Genomic DNA, 18,257 nt, shown 5'->3' with positions numbered 1-18,257 from the left:
AGTCTTCAATCGCCGGCGCAAGTGCTCTACCGATTCCCGATTCCCGATTCCCGATTCCCGATTTTCGATTCCCGCCCCAACCGGTGCCTTGTGGAAACCCAGTTCCTCAATACCTTCGTGACCGTGGTCGATCAGGGCTCGATGGCCGCCGCCGCGCGCGTGCTCAACATCACCCCGGCCGCGGTCGCGCAGCAGATCCGCACGCTCGAACGCGAGATCGGCGCGCCGCTGATCGCGCGCGTCGGCCGCACCGTCAGCGTCACCGAGGAAGGCGCGCGGATCCTGCCGCGCACGCGCGAGCTGCTGCGCAACGTCGCCGACCTGCGCAGCGTCGCCAACGACAGCGAAATCTCCGGCGAGTTGCGCCTGGGCGCCTGCCCGACCGCGCTGGCCGGCATGCTGCCGGACGTGCTCGCGCGCATGGTCGAATCGTTTCCGGGCATCAACGTGTTCATCCAGCCGGGCTATTCGGCCGATCTGTACCATTCCGTCGAAAAGGGCGACATCGATGCCGCGGTGGTGCTGCAGGCGCCGTTCCCGCTGCCGAAGACCTGCGAGTGGCAGCTGCTGCGCGAAGAGCCGCTGATCGTGCTCGCGCCGCGCAGCATGGCCGGGCGCGATCCGCGCGAACTGCTGTCGACCCAGCCGCTGATCCGCTACGACCGCCACCATTGGGGCGGCCGCCAGGCCGACGAATACCTGCGCGCGGCCAACATCGTGCCGCGCGAGCGTTTCGAACTGAACGCGCTCAACGCGATCGCGGTGATGGTCGACCGCGGCCTGGGCGTGTCGCTGGTGCCCGACTGGGCGCCGCCGTGGCCCGAAGGCCTGCAACTGGCGCGCATCCCGCTGACTGATTCGACCGCCAAACGCTGCATCGGCATCGTCTGGTCGCGGTCCAGCGTGCGCGTGCGCCTGGTCACCGCGTTCCTGCGCGAGAGCCGCAAAGCGATGACCTCGCAAGCACGTTGACCGCCGCGTCGAGCGCCGCGTTGAGCATCGCAGGTGACGCATCGCCACCTCGCCGATTGACCCAGGCACAAGCGCTGGTGCAGCGCGGCCACATCGACACACGACGTTGCGCACATGCAACTAAAACCTTGGTCTTATTCGCGCAGTTTCGGGTTCCAACGCGGCGATGCGGCGGTTAGGCTGCTCGCGAACGCAGCGGATGGCGCACTCGCATCGCCTTGTTTCGTCCGCCATCGCTCAATCCTCGGACCTCCCCAAAGACCGCCGCCGGCAGGACGCCCGCGGCGGTCTTGCGGTTTTTACCGCGACGTCATGCATCGCGCGCATCGATGCTGCAATGCGACAAAACTTTTGCTATCGACCCGCGGCGCTTAAGACAACAAAACCTAGTCTGTGAACATACTCCGCGTCGGTTCCAACCGTGACGGCGAGCGCATAGGCTCGCCTCGAACCTGCACGGACGTCGGCGCGACACGGAGAGGTCGCGACAGCGACAGCGCCGCCGCCTTGTGCACGCCACCACGGGCACGCGTCCCCCTCACGCGCAGGCTCGATCACCGGCACTCAACGAGACCGACATGCTCAAGCCACTTACCGCCGCGATCAGCAGCGTGCTGCTGCTCTCCACCTTCGCGGGCACCAGCTACGCGCAAGACGCCGACCCCGCCGCCACGCCCAGCAGCGACAAAGCCGCTGTCGACCTCGACAACGTCGTCGTCACCGGCACCCGCAGCCCCAAGGCGGTCGACAAGATTCCCGGCGCGATCACCCTGGTGTCCAAGGCCGAACTCGCACGCAGCCTGGTGCTGACCGAGGACGCCACCGCGGTGCTCGCGCGCACCGTGCCCGGCTACGCCGAATCCTCGCAGGCGATGAGCAACACCGGCGAGAACCTGCGCGGCCGCGTCGCCCTGCGCCTGTTCGACGGCGTGCCGCAGGGTTCGCCGCTGCGCGAAGGCACTCGCAACGGCACCTTCACCGACATGGGCATCGTCGGCCGGATCGAGGTCATCAACGGCCCGTCGGCGTCGGAGGGCATCGGCGCGGCCGGCGGCATCATCAACTACCTGTCCGCGGCGCCGACCAAGGAAGGCAACGAGTTCACCATCACCTCGCGCTACACCACCCAGTTCAAGGACGACAGCGCCGGCTGGAAACTCGGCGCGACCTTCGCCCGCAAGGCCGGCAACTTCGACATGATCGCCGCGGCCTCGTTTCTCGACCGCGGCATCACCTACGACGGCAACGGCCGCCGCATCGGCATGAACACCAGCGGTTCGCTGGCCGACACCGAAGCGAGCAACGTGTTCATCAAGGCCGGCTACAACTTCGGCGAAGACGGCGTGCAGCGCATCGAAGGCTCGATCAGCCACTTCAACATCGAAGGCAAGGCCAACTACGTGCAGGTGCTGGGCTGCCGTCCCGACGAAGCCGCGCTGTGCGGCGCGACCCGCACCAACACCTCCGAGCGCGGTTCGATCTTCGGCTCGAAGGCCGCGATCAACGACTTCAAGCAATACCAGCTCAGCTACATCCATTCGGATTTCTTCGGCGGCACCCTGACCATCAACGGCTACAAGGCCGATCAGGAAATGCGCTATCTGCCGGAAAACACGATCGACAAGCAGGACCCGTTGATCGCGCCGATGGACACCATCTACGACCAATCGGAAATCGTCACCAACAAGAAAGGCCTGCGCACCTCGTGGGCGCGGCCGTCGCTGTTCTCGGTCAGCGGGCTGGAACTGCGGGTCGGCCTGGATTTGGTCAAGGACACCGCGCAGCAGCGCCTGGCGCTGACCAACCGGCTGTGGGTGCCGCCGATGGAATACAGCAGCAAGGCGCCGTGGGCGCAGCTGTCGTGGGACATCGGCCCGGTCACCCTGTCGGGCGGCCTGCGCCGCGAAGACGGCGAACTGCACGTCGACAGCTACACCACCACCTGGTATCGCGATCGCCGCCATGTCGACGGCGGCACGCTCGAATACCAGGAAACCTTGAAGAACCTCGGCGCGGTCTGGCGCATCAACGACGCCTGGTCGGTGTTCGGTTCCTACGGCGAAGGCTTCACCCTGGCCAACGTCGGCATCCCGCTGCGCAACATCCAGTGCTCCAACGATCCGGGCGACACCCAGCCCGACGGCTGCCCGAACGATCCGCGCATCGGCGTGGGCGATCTGCTCGACCTCAACGCGATCGTGGTCAAGAACACCGAGTTCGGCTTCAACTGGCGCGGCGAGCGCGGCGCGCTGAGCGCTTCGCATTACGACTCCAAGTCCGACTACGGCCAATCGCTGGCGATCGACCCGGCCACCAACGACTTCGTCCTGCTGCGCGCGCCGGTGCGGATCAAGGGCTACGAATTGTCGGGCGACTGGCGCTTCAACGAGGACTGGCGGTTCAGCGCGGTGTACTCGCACACCGCCGGCAAGACCTCGTTCTGGGCCGCCGACGCGGCCGGACGCTACCCCGCCGGCGGCACCAACAAGCCGATGGGCGTGCTCGACATCAACCCCGACAAGTTCGCCTGGACCCTGACCTGGAACTTCCTGCCGCACGCCGATATGAGCCTGGGCGCGACCACGCTGTTCTCGCGCAACCTGTCGGGCAGCGACGTGCGCGCGTTCGACGGCCAGCGCTTCAGCTTCAAGGAAAGCACCCATGGTTACACCTTGTTCGACCTGGGCATGAACTTCGAGACCGAGCGCTATGGCAAGTTCTCGCTCGGCATCGAGAACCTGTTCGACAAGCAGTACATCCTGAGCTGGTCGCAGCCGCCGGGCGGCTTCCAGAACTACTGGGCCGGACGCGGCCGCACCGTGTCGCTCACCCATACCTTCAAGTTCTGATCGCCCGCCCAGGCCGTACCCGACACCGCCGCCGAGCCCGATCGCTCGCGGCGGTCGCTTTCGCCACGCAGGACCGCATGCCTTGCCCGTTTCCGCCGCCCTTCGCTGTTGCCTGCTGATCCTGGGTGCGGGCTGCGCGGGGTTGGCGTGTGCTCAAAGCCTTGCGAACGAAGCCCATGCGGTCCAAGCCCATGCGGTCCAGGCCAGCGTCCAGCCCACGGTCCAGCCCGACTTCAGCGCGCTGCACCGCTTCATGCGCGACACGACCGGTGCCGACGGCTACCTCGGCGCCGTGGTACTGATCGCGCACGAAGGCCGCATCGTCGACTTCCACGCCTACGGCCACCGCGACCTGGCCCGTCGGGAACCGATGCGCAAGGACGCGATCTTCCGCATCTACTCGATGAGCAAGACCATCGCCTCGGCCGCGGTGATGCTGCTGGTCGAACAAGGCCGCATCGGCCTGGACGATCCGGTCTCGCGCTATCTGCCCGAACTCGGCCATCGCCAGGTGCTGATCGGCGGCAGCGCCGACGCACCGCGACTGCGCCCGGCCAACAGCGAGATCACCATTCGCCAACTGCTGACCCACACCGCCGGGTTCGCCGCGGGCTTGAAAGGCGATGAAGCCGCGACCGAGCTGATGGAACGCAACGACCCGCACGCGGCGAGCGATCTGCGCGGCTTCGTCGAGCGATTGAGCCACGCGCCGCTCGCGGCCGATCCCGGCACCCGTTTCGGCTACGACGGCGCCGCGATCGAAGTGCTCGGCCGGGTGGTCGAAGTGGTCGCGCGGCAACCGTTCGATGCCTTCCTGCGCGAGCGCATCTTCGTTCCGCTGGGCATGCGCGACACGGGCTTCAGCGTGCCGGCGTCGCAGCGCGGACGCGTGGTCGACATCACCACGATGGGCGACGACGGGCGGCTGCGGATCGCCGACGGGCCGAGCGCGCGCGAACCGGGCGCGGCGTTGAATGCGTATGCCAGCGGCGCGGGCGGGTTGTATTCGACGGCTTGCGACTATGCGCGGTTTGCGCAGGTGTTGTTGGATGGCGGGGCGATTGCGGCAAAGGATTCGGGTTTTGCTTTGGCTTCGAGCACGGGTACGGGTACGGGTACGGCTTCGAATTGTCCGCATGAAGCAACGAACCTTTCGGACCGACATCCTTTCAATTCGTCATTCCCGCGAAGGCGGGAATCCAGAGACTTTAACGTGGCTGCACGAAAGTCTCTGGATTCCCGCCTTCGCGGGAATGACGGTAGGAAAGAGCGCGGCGAACCCGAGACGACCGTCGAACCCACTCGACGCCTCCTCCGAGCCGAAACCGTCGCCCTGATGCTGCGCAACCAACTCAGCATGCTCGATCCGCCCGTGCATCAATTCAACCCGGGCGAAGGCTTCGGCTTCGGCGGCTCGGTCGTCATCGATCCGGTCAAGCGCGGCCAGCCCGGATCGGTCGGCCGCTTCGGCTGGCCCGGCGCGGCGTCGACCACCTATGCGATCGATCCGGCGCGTCGATGGGTCGCGATCGCGTTGTTGCAGCATCTGCCGCGCGGCGATGTACCGCGCGATCTGCCGAGGATCAGCAAGGACTTCTATCGCTTGGTCGACGAAGCGATGGCGGATACAAGCAAAGGCGACACTCACGACACCACGACCCCGGATACGACGAAATGAGCGGATCGAATAATCTTTCCGTCTTGATCGCCGGTTCCGCCAACCTCGACTTCGTCGTCCGCGCCAGCCACGTGCCCGCGCCCGGCGAAACCGTGCTCGGCCGCGAGCTGGCCACGTTTCCCGGCGGCAAGGGCGCCAACCAGGCGATCGCCTGCGCGCGCGCCGGCGGCGCGGCCACGCGCATGCTGCTCGCGCTCGGCGACGATGCCTATGCCGCGCCGATCGAAGCCTCGCTGCGCGACGCCGGGGTCGAACTGCAATTGATCCGCTGTCCCGATCACGCCACCGGCACCGCCTTCATCTGCGTGTCCGACGACGGCGAGAACGCGATCACCGTCGCGCCCGGCGCCAACGCCGCCTTGCGCGCCGACGATCTGCCCGCGCTCGACGGCGTCGGCCATCTGTTGCTGCAACTCGAAACCCCGCTGCCCGCGATCGAAGCCTGGGCGCGACGCGCGCGCGCGGCCGGCGTCGTGGTCGTGCTCAACGCCGCGCCCGCGCGCGCGTTGCCGGCCTCGCTGCTCGACTGCGTCGACCTGCTGATCGTCAACGAAGGCGAACTCGCCGCGCTCAGCGGCATCGCCGACGACATCGATGCCGCGCTGGCGCGAATCCCCACCGCCCGGGTCGTGGTCACGCTCGGCGCGCGCGGCTGCCGCGCGCGCGTCGACGGCCGTTTTCTGACCCAGGCCGCGTTCCCGATTCAAGCGCTCGACACCACCGCCGCCGGCGACACGTTCTGCGGCACACTGGTCGCGGCGCTCGCCCAGGGCGAGGACTTCGCCGTGGCCCTGCGCCGCGCCAGCGCCGCCTCGGCCCTGGCCTGCACGCGAGCCGGCGCGCAGACCAGCGTGCCGACGCGCGATGAAGTCGAACGGCTGCTCGCCGCAACGCTCTGATCGCCGGCCCTCCATTCCCGCCTCGCTCCCCACCGACGCCCCCATGACCAGCCCTTACCGAACCGCCGCCGACGATCACGCTTCCCACGAAGACGAACGTCGCGCCGTGCGCACCGAATACAAGTTCTCGCACGTCACCACCCAACGCTATCTGCCGCTGCCGGGCAAGGCGCCGGGCTGGCCGTTCGCCGAGATCGGTCACTGGAAGGTCGATGTCGATGCGACCCTGGACGACTGGATCGCCGAGCTGATCGACTGGCGCCGCGAGCACCTGATCCGCATCGGCTACGACGACGCGCATTACCGCCGACCCGAACTGCAATGGGCGCAGCGCAATTTCGTCCACGCGCAGATGATGGCCGAGGACCGCTACTTCTACGATCCGGTCGCCGGGCGTTACACCGTCGACCGTTATCTCGACGATCTCGAACGCCGCTACGGCGGCATCGACAGCGTGCTGATCTGGCATGTGTATCCGAACATCGGCGTCGACGATCGCAACCAGTTCGATCTGGCCGGCGACCTGCCCGGCGGACTCGACGGCCTGCGCGGCGCGATCGAGGATTTCCATCGCCGCGGCGTGCGCGTGTTTCTGCCGACCATGCCCTGGGACCACGGCACCCGCGACAGCGGGGTCAAGGACTGGGACGCGGTGGCCGCGCTGGTCAAGGCGGTCGGCGCCGACGGCGTCAACGGCGACACCTACAACGGCGTGCCGCGCGCGTTCTTCGATGCCTGCGACGCGCTCGGCCATCCGGTCGTGCTGCAACCCGAATCCACCATCAGCGCCGAGGAGGCGCTGATCTGGAACGTGCAGAGCTGGGGCAAGAAAGCACCGAACGAGTTGATCCCGCCGGTGGCCAAGTTCAAGTGGCTCGAACCGCGCCACATGATCAACTACGAGAACCGCTGGGGCCGCGATCGCAACCACGACCTGCAATACATCTTCTTCAACGGCGTGGGCTACAACGCCTGGGAAAACATCTGGGGCCTGTGGAACCAGCTCACCGACCGCGACGCCGAAACCCTGCGCCGCATCGCCACGATCGAACGCGAGTTCGCGCCGTGCATGACCAGCGCCGACTGGCGTCCGTACGTGCACACCCGCCAGGCCGGCGTGTTCGCCAGCCGTTTCCCGCACGCGGGCACCACGGTGTGGCATCTGGTCAATCGCAACGAATACGAGATCGACGGCGAACAGATCGCGGTCGCGCACGAGCCGGGCACACGCTATTTCGATGCCTGGAACGGAGTCGCGCTGGAACCGCGCATCGACGGCGGGCAGGCGGTGTTCGAATTCGTTCTCGAAGGCCGCGGCTTCGGCGCGCTGCTGGCATTGGCGCCGGGCGTCGAACACGCCGGCCTGGACACTTTCCTCGACGGCATGCGCCAGTTGTCGGACATCCCGCTGCATCGCTATTCCAAGCAATGGCATTCCCTGCAGCAGCGGCTGGTGCCGATCGCGCCGGTGAGCGCGGTCGCGACCGCGCCCGAGGGCATGGTCGAGATTCCGGCCGGCGAGTTCGACTTCGTCGTCGGCGGGATCGAGATCGAAGGCCAGACCTGGGAAGGCGTCGACGTGCAATACCCGTGGGAAGACAGCGCGCGGCGCAATCACCGCAAGCGCATGTCGATGCAACGTTTCTTCATCGACCGCACGCCGGTCACCAACGCGCAGTACCACCGCTTCGTCCAGGCCAGCGGCTATGCGCCGCGCGATGCGCATAACTACCTGCGCGACTGGGTCGACGGCGCGCCGCGCGCGGGCTGGGAGAATCGCCCGGTGACCTGGATTGCGATCGAGGACGCGCGCGCCTACGCGCACTGGGCCGGCAAGCGCCTGCCGCGCGAATGGGAGTGGCAGTACGCCGCGCAAGGCGGCGACGGCCGCCGCTATCCGTGGGGCAACGACTGGCGCGAGGACGCGGTGCCCGCGCCCTATCGCGGCCGGCGCCTGCGCGCACCCGACGAGGTCGACGCGCATCCGGCCGGGGCCAGCGTGTTTGGCGTGCTCGATCTGGTCGGCAACGTCTGGCAATGGACCGACGAATACCACGACGAACACACCCGCGGCGCGGTGCTGCGCGGCGGCAGTTCGTACCAGCCGCAGACTTCGCACTGGTATTTTCCGCAGGCCTACCGGCTCGATCAGCACGGCAAGTATCTGTTGATGGCGCCGAGCAAGGACCGCTCGGGCTGCATCGGTTTCCGCTGCGTGGTCGATGCGAGCGCATGAGCAGCGACCCTGAGCCTTCATCCGACGCCATGACTCACAGCGACTACACCGCCAAGACCGCGCGCGTCGAGGTCCGTCTCGACGGCCTGCTCGGCGACGCGCTCGAGGCCAATCGCCGCGGCCGTCTGGCGCATTTCATCGTCGACGAAACCAGCCCGGCGATCGCGATCTTCACCCCGGCCCATCGCCAGCAGAACATCGAGGGCGACTGGTACGGCGAACATGCCGGCAAGTGGCTGGTCGCCGCGGCCAAGGCGGCCGCGCGCAGCGGCGATGAGGACCTGCTGGCGCGGGTGCGGCGGGTCGCCGATTTTCTGGTCGCGCATCAGGAGGCCGACGGCTACATGGGCACCTATGCGCCCGAGCATCGCTTCATGCGCAAACAGGCGCCCAAGCCCGGTACCTGGGACGGCGCGCCGAGCGTGCGCACCTGGGACATCTGGACCCACGCCTATCTGATCCTGGGCCTGCTGGAAATCCACAAGCACTTTCCCGAACCGCGCTATCTCGACGCGGCGCGCAGGATCGGCGCGCTGTGCCTCGACACGCTGACCCGCGGCGGTATCGACATCACCGAACTGGGCAATCACCACGGCATGTCGGCCACGGTGTTGCTGGACCCGGCGGTCGAGTTGTATTTCGCCACCGGCGAGCGCGGGTTTCTCGATCTGGCCCTGACCGTGATCAGCCAGGCCGACGCCCATCCCGATCTCGCCCTGCTCACCCGCGCGCTGGCCGGCGTGGATGCGGCGCAGATCGCCACCGGCAAGGCCTATCAACTCGCGTGGAATCTGGTCGGCCTGGCCAAGCTGCATCGCGCCACCGGCCGCGCCGAGTATCTGAGCGCGGTCGAATCGCTGTGGCGCAGCATCCGCGATCATCACCTCAGCCTCGGCGGCGGCCCCTGGGGCGGCGTCGCTCATCGTTCGCGCGAAGTGTTTAATCCGGCCGGCGTGTTCAGTCCGCAGGGCTATGTCGAAACCTGTTCGACCCTGGCCTGGATCCAGCTCAATCGCGAACTGCTGCGCATCACCGGCCAGGCGTGTTACGCCGAGGAGATCGAACGCTCGGCCTACAACGATCTGCTCGGCGCGCAGGCGCCCAACGGCGAGGACTGGTGCTACTACGTGTTTCCCAACGGGCGGCGCGTGCATACGACGTACTGGCGCTGCTGCAAATCCAGCGGCGCGATGGCGATCGAGGAATTGCCGGCCATCGCCTACACGCGCGGCGGCGACGATGCGTTGGCGGTCAATCTGTACGGACCGGGCGCGGCGCGGGTCGAACTGGCGCGGGCGGGCACGGTGCGGATCGAGCAGGACACGGCGTATCCGTTCGATGGCCGCATCGGTCTGCGCGTGAATCCGGAACGCTCGGCGCGATTCGCGCTGAAGTTGCGAATTCCTTCGTGGGCGAACGACGCATCGGTGTCGATCAATGGCGAATCCGTGTCGACCGCGATCGCACTTGGCGACTACCTCGTGCTCGATCGCGAGTGGAACGACAGCGACCGCATCGCCATCGACTTTCCGATGGCCCCGCACCTCCACACCACGGTCAATCGCAACGTGCAGGAATCGCGCGCGCCCGACGGCAGTCCGGTCGCGCAGGAAGTGCTGCACAACGAGTATCTGGCGGTGACCTGCGGCCCGCTGGTGTATGCGACCGGCCTGATCGACGGCTTCAAGACCGAGGAAACGCTCAAGCCGCCGGCCGCGCCCGCGTCGGACTGGCTGCACTGGCATGCGGCCGATGCGCGGCACCCGACGCCGCGGATCGAACTGGACCCGGGCTATCGCGCGCCGCTGGTATTTGAGCCCTATTACTGCGCCGGCGGCCGCGTCGACGGCGCATGGCGGCTGACCTGGCTGTCGTTGCCGCCGGTATCGCCGCGGTGAACGATGCGTGCACGGCGTGCGGGAACGCCCAAGTAATAATTTGTGCTCGCAGAACATACCTAACTCGCCTTTTTATCGGCCCGCCCCCGGCGCAGAGTGGGTCGAGCCTCACGCATCGTCCGGACAGCACGGCATGACCCCCACTTCCTCCGATCCGTTCGCGGAACCCGTCGCGGCGTCCGGCCCTCTGGCCGGCGTGCGGGTCCTCGATCTGAGCGCTTACATCGCCGGGCCTTACGGTTGCAGCCTGCTCGCCGATCAGGGCGCGGACGTGATCAAGATCGAGCCGCCCGACGGCGACAATCTGCGTCAATATCCCTCGACCCTCGCCAGCGAAAGCCGCGCCTTTCTCGGTGTCAATCGCAGCAAGCGCGGCATCGTGCTCGACCTCAAGCGCGCCGACGACCACGCGGTGCTGCTGCGTCTGGTGCGCGAGGCCGATGTGCTGGTACACAACTTCCGTCCCAGCGTGCCCAAGCGCCTGGGCATCGATTTCGAACAATTGCAGCTGATCAACCCGCGGCTGATCTATTGCGCGGTCACCGGTTACGGCGAGACCGGGCCGATGAAGGACAAGGCCGGTTACGACCAGGTGCTGCAGACCATGACCGGCATGTGCAACCTGCAGGGCCGCCGCGGCGGACCGCCGGAAATCATCTACGGCTCGGTGGTCGATTACTACGCCGCCGCCTTGCTCGCGGCCGGCGTGTCCTCGGCGTTGTTCGAACGCGAACGCAGCGGCCTGGGCCAGTTCGTCGGCGTGTCGCTGCTGCGCAGCGCGCTGACCATGCAGTCGGCTCGGATGATCTGGGCCGACGGCGAAGGCCTGGACATCGGCCGCGACATGCGCTCGGGCGGCGTCACCGGCATCCATCCGACCCGCGATGGGCATATCTATATCTCGGCGAATACCGCGCGTTTCTGGAAAGCGCTGTGCGAGAAGACCGATCTGCAGGAACTGGCCGACGACCCGCGCTACGACAGCGTGCGCAAGCGCGCGCAGGCGGTGGCCGAGATCGTGCCGCGCCTGCAGCAGGCGCTCGCCGCGCGCAGCGCGATGGAGTGGGAAGCGATCTTCGGCGACGAGGTGCCGTGCGCGGCCGCGCGCCGGATCGAGGACATGTTCGATCATCCGCAGGTGCTGGCCGAAGGCATCGTCGATGCGATCGACCACCCGCAGGTCGGCCGCTACCGCGGCGTCGCCCAGTCGATCAAGTTCGGCCGCACCCCCGGTCCGGCCGCATTCGCCGCGCCGATGCTGGGTCAGGATACGCAGGCGGTGAAGGCGGAGTTGGGGGAGACGGGGGCGGTGGGGCGCAAGCGGCGGGGGTGAGGGTTTCGGTGCTTGCTCGCACTGACTTTGGATACGTTTGGCTCACTTCGCCGAGGATCTCGGCGCCCTCTCAAGAACGTCATTCCCGCGAACGCGGGAATCCAGCGACTTTCGTACGAACTCGCCAAAGACACTGGATTCCCGCGTTCGCGGAAATGACGGCGATGAGAGTGGCAAGGAATCCGTTGGAGCGTCGATGTGCGTTCAACCCTGACGCAATCCGATCCGATCGCGGCGCAACCTCAGTAGCGCGCCGCATCCGCCCCAGGCAAAAACTTCTCCCACAACTCCTCGAACTGCCCCGCGAAGCACCGCACCAGATTCGCATCGTCGGTCACCACCAGGTTCTCTTCGTTGCTGGTGGTCGCGCTGCGGGTCCAGTTGAAGCTGCCGTTGGCCAGCACCCGGCCGTCGAACAACGAGAACTTGTGGTGCATGTGGAATGGACTGTCGTCGATCCGCACCGGCACGCCGAGTTCGCGCATCCGCAGCACGTCGCTGCCTTCGTCGAATTTCTTGTCGTTGTCGCTGATCAGCCGCACCGCGATGCCGCGCTTGTGGCAGGCCAGGATCTCCTCGGTCAGGCGATCGTCGGAAATCGTGTACACGCAGATATCGACGCTGCGCTTGGCGCCGCGGCACAGCTCGCGCAATTTGCGCAGACACGCATCGCCGGGAGCGAAATAAGCGCTCGACACCACCGCCGGCGCGGCGGCGACGACGTCCAGGGTCTTGACCACCTGCTCCAGCCAACGCAAGGCATCGAGCGTGCGCGGCGGCTCGGCGAGCATCAACTCGCGGGTCATGTCGAAGGCGCGGTTGCGCAGGTAGCGCACGCGGTCGGCGCCGACGCTGCCGCCGAGCTCGCGCAGTTCGAACTTCTCCTCGTTGTCGAGGGTGTAGTCGGCGATGCTCTCGCGCAGGGTCTGGTCGAGTCGTGCGAAATCCATGGTCTTGCCTTCCTTAGCGTTGCACGCGACCGTTGAGCCGGTCGGCGAAATCGTTGAGCGCGCGCTGCAGTTCGCGCTGTTGCTCGGTCATCGCCGCCCGGGTCGGCGCGTCCTGCAATTCGCGTTCGCCCAGGTGCTTGAAGATCTCCACCAGCGCCTCGTTGATCCGGGTCTGACGCTCGGCGCTGTCGTGCAGACGACCGACCAGCGGGTCGAGTGCGTGCTGCAAGGACGGGCCCAATTGCCCGAGCAACGCGTCGTAATCGGGCGCCGGCGCGGTCGGCGCGAGCGGCGGCGGCGCGGACTGCGCGGCGGCGACGCGTTCGAGCAGATCGAGAATTTCGACCCATGGCGCGGGATTTTCCGGCGCCACTGGCACCGGTGCCGCGGCCGCCTTGCTCGCCGACGAATCCAGTGAGCGCACGCTTTCGACCAGATCGTTGAGCTGCGCCACCACCCGGCCGCCGACATCGGCTTCGCCCGCACCCATGGCCTTGTTGCGCTGGAAATCGCGCTTGATCTGAGTCCAGCGCGCGGCTTGCTCCGGGGTCAGCACACCGCGCAGCTCGGCGAGCTTGAGCAGATTCTCCTCGGCCCCCGACGTCAACAGCTGCGCCTCGCCCTGGTAGTGATCGCCGATCAACTGCTGCAGCTCGGCCTGGTTCATCACCGGCGAAATCTTCTCGGCCAGCTTGTTCATGTTGCGATAGCTGCCTTGCAGCTTGAACGGCGGCTCGGTGCGATAGGTCTCGGCCTGCGCGGCGCTGGCGATGTACTGCTGGTTGACCTTGTAGACCACCTCGCGCACCTGGATCAGGCGCTCCAGGGTAGCGACGATCTCGTTGATCTCCGCGCCGCTGTAAGCGTGACTGAGTTCGTTGGCCGAGAACGGCTTGCCCTCGGCCTTGGCGACGAAGCGGTACAGGTCGGCCATCTCGCGCGTGGCCAGCGGCGCCAGCACCGGGTTCGAGGTCAGGCTGTTTTCGATGTAGCTCAGCACGAACGAGGCCTCCATGCCGCCGAGCACGTCGCCGAGGTTGTAGATGTCGGCGCGGTTGGCGAGCATGTCCGGAATCTTGAACACCTCGCCGGACTCGGTGTACGGGTTGCCGGCCATCACCACGCAGAACTTCTTGCCGCGCATGTCGTAGGTGCGGGTGCGGCCCTTCCATACGCCTTCGATGCGGCGGGTGCCGTCGCACAGCGAGATGAATTTCTGCAAAAACTCGGGATGGGTGTGCTGGATGTCGTCGACGTACAGCATGACGTTGTTGCCCATCTCCAACGCGAGATTGAGTTTTTCCAGCTCCTGGCGCGAGGTCGCGTCGGGCGCCTGCGCCGGATCGAGCGAACGCACTTCGTGCCCCAGCGCGGGGCCGTTGATCTTCATGAAGATCAGGCCCAGCCGGTGCGCCACGTATTCCATCAACGTGGTTTTGCCGTAACCCGGTGGCGAGATCATCATCAGCAGGCCCATCAGGTCGCTGCGCTTGCTCTCGCCGACCGTGCCCATCTGCTTGGCCAGATTGTCGCCGATCACTGACAGGTACACGTCGTTGATGAGCTTGTTGCGCACGAACGAACTCAGCGGGCGCGGTTTGAATTCGTCCAGCCGCAGCGCATGGCGTTCGCGCCCGACGATCTCCTGACGCAGCGCCTGATAACGCTGAAAGCCCGGCACGAAACTCTCGCGATGATGGCGCAGGCGCGCCGACCAGTCGTCGATCGCCAGGGTCATGCGGCCGTCCTTCACCCGCGGATGCTCGCCGAGCAAGCCTTGCACCGAGGCGCTCAGGTCGGTCTCGGTGATCTTCTTCGGGAAACGCTGATCGAGCAGCAGCAGGGTCGCCGCCTCGGCGGCGTAACCGGCCAGCGGCGCCAGTTCCGGCGCGCGCGCCAGCGCTTCGATCCAGTTCATCGCCAGCGCCCAGCGCGCGGCGACGCGATCGCCGAGCCCGTCCAGCGCCGCGGCGAAACCGTCCCACATCCGCGCCGCCGTCAATTTCTCGCGCAGCGCCTGCAGCAGTTGCTGCGCGTACTTGCTGAACACGAATTGCGGGCGCTCGTCGGACAGCTCCTGCACCAGATACTCGGCGGCGCGCGGGGTCAGGGCCGGATCGATCGCCAGCGTGTGCTGCTGCGCGTAGGCGCTCATCGCCTCGGCGATCTCGCCGCGCAGCGCATCCAGGCCCGAGGCGCTGCCGAACAGACGCTGGATATCGGCGGACGTGCGCGCGCGTTCGGGCCACTGCTTCTGCGGCTCGTGCTGGGCGACCTGCGACCAGTACAGCGCGGCCCAGGCGCGCGCCGCCGGTTCGAACGCCAGCCGGCCCGCGCTCGCGCGCAGCGGCAGCAGCGCCTGCAGGATCAAGGTCGCGTCGTGGTCGTGGATGCCCTTCTCGTAGCCCTCGCGATAACGCGGCGCGGCGAAGTCGCGGACCGTGCGGCCCAGCACCTCGGGTTGGGCGAGCTGCTGATGCAGCAGGTCCAGGCTCAAGCCTTCGCGATTGCCGGCCGCGGCTTCGATCACCAATCCGGCCAGGTACTCGCCGCGGTACAACTGCGGCGATTCGGAATCCATCGACACGCCCCAGTAGGCGCGCGCCGCATCCAGATCGGGGTTGTTCAAGGGCTCGAAGAAATCGGTGCCGGTCAGATGCAGGTTCAACACGTCGCCGCGCGGCAGCAGGGTCAGGTCGAGTTCCTGAGTGTTGACGCTGAAACGGTGACGCGGGCCGAGCTTGATGACGTTGCCGCCTTCCTCGAACAGTTCGCTGCGATCGCGCAGCGCGCGCACCGCCTGATCGCGCGCGCCCTTCATGCGCGCCTCGACGTCGTCGGCCTTGACGCTGTCCTTGAGCGCGCGCAGGCGCTCGGCCAGCTCGCGCAGCTTGAGGATCAGCGCATCGCCGGCAAAGAAGGCATTGAGCTCGTCGGCACTGGCGAAACGCGCGGTGCGCCGGCCCAGGCCGTCGAGGATGCGCGTGGCCGCGTCCATCACCGCTTGCGCCTTGCGCTGGCGGTCGTCCATCAAGGTCTGCTTGTGCGCCTCGAAGGTTTCCAGCAACTCCTCGCGCTTGCTCAGGATGTCGCCGAGAAAGGCCTCGTGTTCGCCGAACTGGCTTTCCAGTTCCTCCAGCTGCACCATCAGCCGCGACAGCTGTTCGTCGGCTTTTTCCGGGTCCTGCGCCAGCGACAGCGCGCTGGCGATGCTCTGGCCGAACAGGCTGAACTGGGCGCCGAACTGCGCCACCGATTCGGCCGAACCCAGCCCCTTGCGGCGCTGATCGGCGCGCGCCTTGGCCTGGTTGAGCCTGGAATAGATTTCCGAGATCGCTTCGACGATGCGGGTGCGCTGGGTCGCGTCGTCGACCTTGAGCGTGGCCATCAGCGCCGACAGCATGTCCAGGTCGCCGGACATCGCGCGCATCTGCTCCAGGGGCTCGACCAGTTGCGCGACCGTGGTTGCCTGCTGCGCCTGCGCGTCGAGCGCGGCCAGGCGGTCGGCCAGCGGCGCCAGCGCCTTGTCGCCGGCCAGGAACTCGCCGGTCGCGGTACCGATGCGCTCATGCTCGGCGACCAGCGTCTGCTCCATCGCATCGATCGCGGCCACATCGATATAGCGGTATTCGCGGATCGTCAGCAGATGCCCGCGCTGCGCGGTCAGGCCGTTGAGCGCGTCGACGAACTCCTGTACCTTCTCCCAGTTCTCCGGCTGCAGGCTGTCGAGCAAGCCTTTCTGTTTGCTCTGCGCCTCGCGCATCGCCCGGTCGGACTGATTGCGGATGCCTTCGACTTTCTCGTATTCGTCCAGCACCGACTCGGCGGTCGCGGCGATCTCGCGCAACAGCGGCGCGGTCTCGCCGCAGTTCGGATCCGACAGCCAGTGATGCGCGTCGAACAGGCGCCGGGTGTTCTGCGCGAGCAGGCCGTAACGCTTGGCCGAGACCTCGGTGGCCTCGATCTCGCGCGACAGGCTCATCAGCTCGGACACGCCGCGGACCAGCTCGGCGTTGCCGATCTTGCCCATGAAGCTGTTGCCGGCCGGCTGCTTGGCCGCGTATTCGTCGCTGTAGTACGGCGTCTGCCAGACCTGCATGGGATGCACGCGGGTCGGCTCGTCGCTTTCGGTGGCGAAGATCACCATGCGCCCGTCGTCCAGGCGCGCATAGCCGTGACCGAAGATCGGCGTCTGCAGGCGCCGCTCGATCATGTTGTAGGTGAACATCGCGGTGCGGCCCTGTTCGGGCTCGTAGAACAGGTACAGCACGTCCTCGCCGTTGGGCGAACGGATGCTGCGCTTGTAGCGCATGCCGTCCATCGACTGGTCGAAGCTCTTGTGCTCGCCGTTTTGCAGGTAGTACCCGCCCGGGAAGATGATGCCGTGGTCCTCGGGCAACTGGATGCAAGCCAGGCCGATCGCATCCTGGCGCAGCACCTTACGGGTCAGCGTGTTGAACACGAGGTAGCGCCACTGCTCCTCGCGATACGGCAGGATCTTGAGCAGGATCAGGCTGCCGACCTTGGCGAAATCGACCTGCGCATCGTCCAGCGACTGGGTCTTGTCCTCGACCGGTTCGCGGTAAATGCCCTTGCCGTCCTCGGTGTTGTTCTCGACCTTGATGGTGAGATCGCCGTTGACGGTCTCGACGAACACGCTGTCGAGAATGTTCAAATGCGGATGGCGGCCGTTGACCACCATCTCGCGGGTCGCGCGGGTCCATTCGAAATCGAACGGCGCAGGCAGCGCGATGTCGCGCTCGCCGCGGTTGTCGATGTAGCGCACTTCGCCGCTGGGCGAGACCGACCAGCGGAACACGCGCAGGTCGGTGATGCGCTCGCCGATCTGGAACGCGGCCAGCAGCTTGCCGTCGCGCACGATCAGCTGGATCAGGCGGGTGTGCTTGTAGTACGCGTACAGCTCGCGGAAGTCCTGAGCGAAGCTGTCGATGCCCAGGAAACTGCCCTTCAGCTCGACCGGGGTGACGTCGTAGCCTTCCGGCCCCTGCACCAGCTTGTACAGCGAGAACACGTCGGCGACGACGGTCTCTTTCTTCAACCCCATGAACACGTTGTAGCCGAACAGCAACAGATCGCCGACCTGCACGATGTCGCGGGCGACGCAGTTGTTCTCGGTGCGGATGCGGAACCGCCCGATCACCTCCATCTGGCTGCTGCCGAACTCGCTCAGGCGCTGCTGGTTCAGCCCCTGCGCGATGCCGCGCAAGCGCAGGCCCTGTTCGCTCAGCCGCTTGCTCAGCACCTCGTACGCGCCGCCCTGGGCGACGGCCTGATCGACCGCCGCGTGAGCGGCCGCCTTCGCGCTGTCGTTGGAAATGTCGCCCGCGCCGGTGTTCGGCGTGGAAGCGGTCGGCTTGGTGTCGGCCATCAGTGGTTCGTCCTACCGGTCCTGCCCGCGGCGCGAAACGCTTGCGCCGCGGA

The 18,257-nt window shown here is 66.9% G+C and carries 9 protein-coding genes; 7 read left to right on the top strand and 2 right to left on the bottom strand.

All coding sequences use genetic code 11. The features are described 5' to 3' along the window. Positions 1 to 90: 90 nt before the first annotated feature. From IEQ11_RS01585 to IEQ11_RS01555, 7 genes are all read left to right on the top strand, one after another. Positions 91 to 972: a LysR family transcriptional regulator gene (locus tag IEQ11_RS01585; protein ID WP_036107659.1), complete on the top strand. Its 882-nt coding sequence runs from the start codon at positions 91 to 93 to the stop codon at positions 970 to 972. A 578-nt stretch (positions 973 to 1,550) separates the two neighbouring features. After that, a complete protein-coding gene (locus IEQ11_RS01580; protein WP_191823176.1) occupies positions 1,551 to 3,821 on the top strand; it encodes a TonB-dependent receptor in 2,271 nt (756 codons plus the stop codon). Positions 3,822 to 4,074: 253 nt separating this feature from the next. Continuing rightward, positions 4,075 to 5,499, top strand: a complete 1,425-nt coding sequence (locus tag IEQ11_RS01575) for a serine hydrolase domain-containing protein (RefSeq protein ID WP_228464961.1) — start codon at positions 4,075 to 4,077, stop codon at positions 5,497 to 5,499. After that, positions 5,496 to 6,398 carry a ribokinase gene (locus IEQ11_RS01570; RefSeq protein ID WP_191823178.1) on the top strand — a complete coding sequence of 301 codons (903 nt, stop codon included), beginning with the start codon at positions 5,496 to 5,498 and terminating at the stop codon, positions 6,396 to 6,398. The genes IEQ11_RS01575 and IEQ11_RS01570 overlap by 4 nt, the downstream gene beginning before the upstream one ends. A gap of 43 nt (positions 6,399 to 6,441) precedes the next feature. Beyond that, positions 6,442 to 8,634, top strand: coding sequence for a formylglycine-generating enzyme family protein (locus IEQ11_RS01565; RefSeq protein ID WP_191823179.1), 2,193 nt, complete (start codon positions 6,442 to 6,444; stop codon positions 8,632 to 8,634). Then, positions 8,631 to 10,532: a glycoside hydrolase family 127 protein gene (locus IEQ11_RS01560; RefSeq protein WP_228464959.1), complete on the top strand. Its 1,902-nt coding sequence runs from the start codon at positions 8,631 to 8,633 to the stop codon at positions 10,530 to 10,532. Before IEQ11_RS01565 ends, IEQ11_RS01560 begins: the two co-directional genes overlap by 4 nt. A 133-nt stretch (positions 10,533 to 10,665) precedes the next feature. Then, the gene (locus tag IEQ11_RS01555) at positions 10,666 to 11,865 is read left to right on the top strand and encodes a CaiB/BaiF CoA transferase family protein (protein ID WP_191823180.1); all 1,200 of its coding nucleotides are present in this window, start codon (positions 10,666 to 10,668) and stop codon (positions 11,863 to 11,865) included. A gap of 242 nt (positions 11,866 to 12,107) precedes the next feature. On the opposite strand, the gene IEQ11_RS01550 is transcribed toward IEQ11_RS01555, so the two are convergent. Together IEQ11_RS01550 and IEQ11_RS01545 are read right to left on the bottom strand one after the other, a co-directional pair. After that, positions 12,108 to 12,815 (bottom strand): phospholipase D-like domain-containing protein, encoded by a 708-nt coding sequence (locus tag IEQ11_RS01550; protein ID WP_191823181.1) that lies wholly within the window; start codon positions 12,813 to 12,815, stop codon positions 12,108 to 12,110. 13 nt (positions 12,816 to 12,828) lie between these two features. Continuing rightward, the gene (locus tag IEQ11_RS01545) at positions 12,829 to 18,204 is read right to left on the bottom strand and encodes a DNA repair ATPase (protein ID WP_191823182.1); all 5,376 of its coding nucleotides are present in this window, start codon (positions 18,202 to 18,204) and stop codon (positions 12,829 to 12,831) included. Between the last annotated feature and the right edge of the window lie 53 nt (positions 18,205 to 18,257).

Source organism: Lysobacter capsici (assembly GCF_014779555.2).
Taxonomy (GTDB): domain Bacteria; phylum Pseudomonadota; class Gammaproteobacteria; order Xanthomonadales; family Xanthomonadaceae; genus Lysobacter; species Lysobacter capsici.
The sequence above is the reverse complement of the archived record's forward strand: the minus strand, read 5'-3'. Positions and strand labels throughout refer to the sequence as shown.

Coding starts and splice junctions, on each gene's coding strand:
- IEQ11_RS01570 (WP_191823178.1), top strand. CDS start 5,496: ATGAGCGGATCGAATAATCTTTCCGTCTTGATCGCCGGTTCCGCCAAC.
- IEQ11_RS01565 (WP_191823179.1), top strand. CDS start 6,442: ATGACCAGCCCTTACCGAACCGCCGCCGACGATCACGCTTCCCACGAA.
- IEQ11_RS01560 (WP_228464959.1), top strand. CDS start 8,631: ATGAGCAGCGACCCTGAGCCTTCATCCGACGCCATGACTCACAGCGAC.
- IEQ11_RS01575 (WP_228464961.1), top strand. CDS start 4,075: ATGCGCGACACGACCGGTGCCGACGGCTACCTCGGCGCCGTGGTACTG.
- IEQ11_RS01580 (WP_191823176.1), top strand. CDS start 1,551: ATGCTCAAGCCACTTACCGCCGCGATCAGCAGCGTGCTGCTGCTCTCC.
- IEQ11_RS01550 (WP_191823181.1), bottom strand. CDS start 12,815: ATGGATTTCGCACGACTCGACCAGACCCTGCGCGAGAGCATCGCCGAC.
- IEQ11_RS01555 (WP_191823180.1), top strand. CDS start 10,666: ATGACCCCCACTTCCTCCGATCCGTTCGCGGAACCCGTCGCGGCGTCC.
- IEQ11_RS01545 (WP_191823182.1), bottom strand. CDS start 18,204: ATGGCCGACACCAAGCCGACCGCTTCCACGCCGAACACCGGCGCGGGC.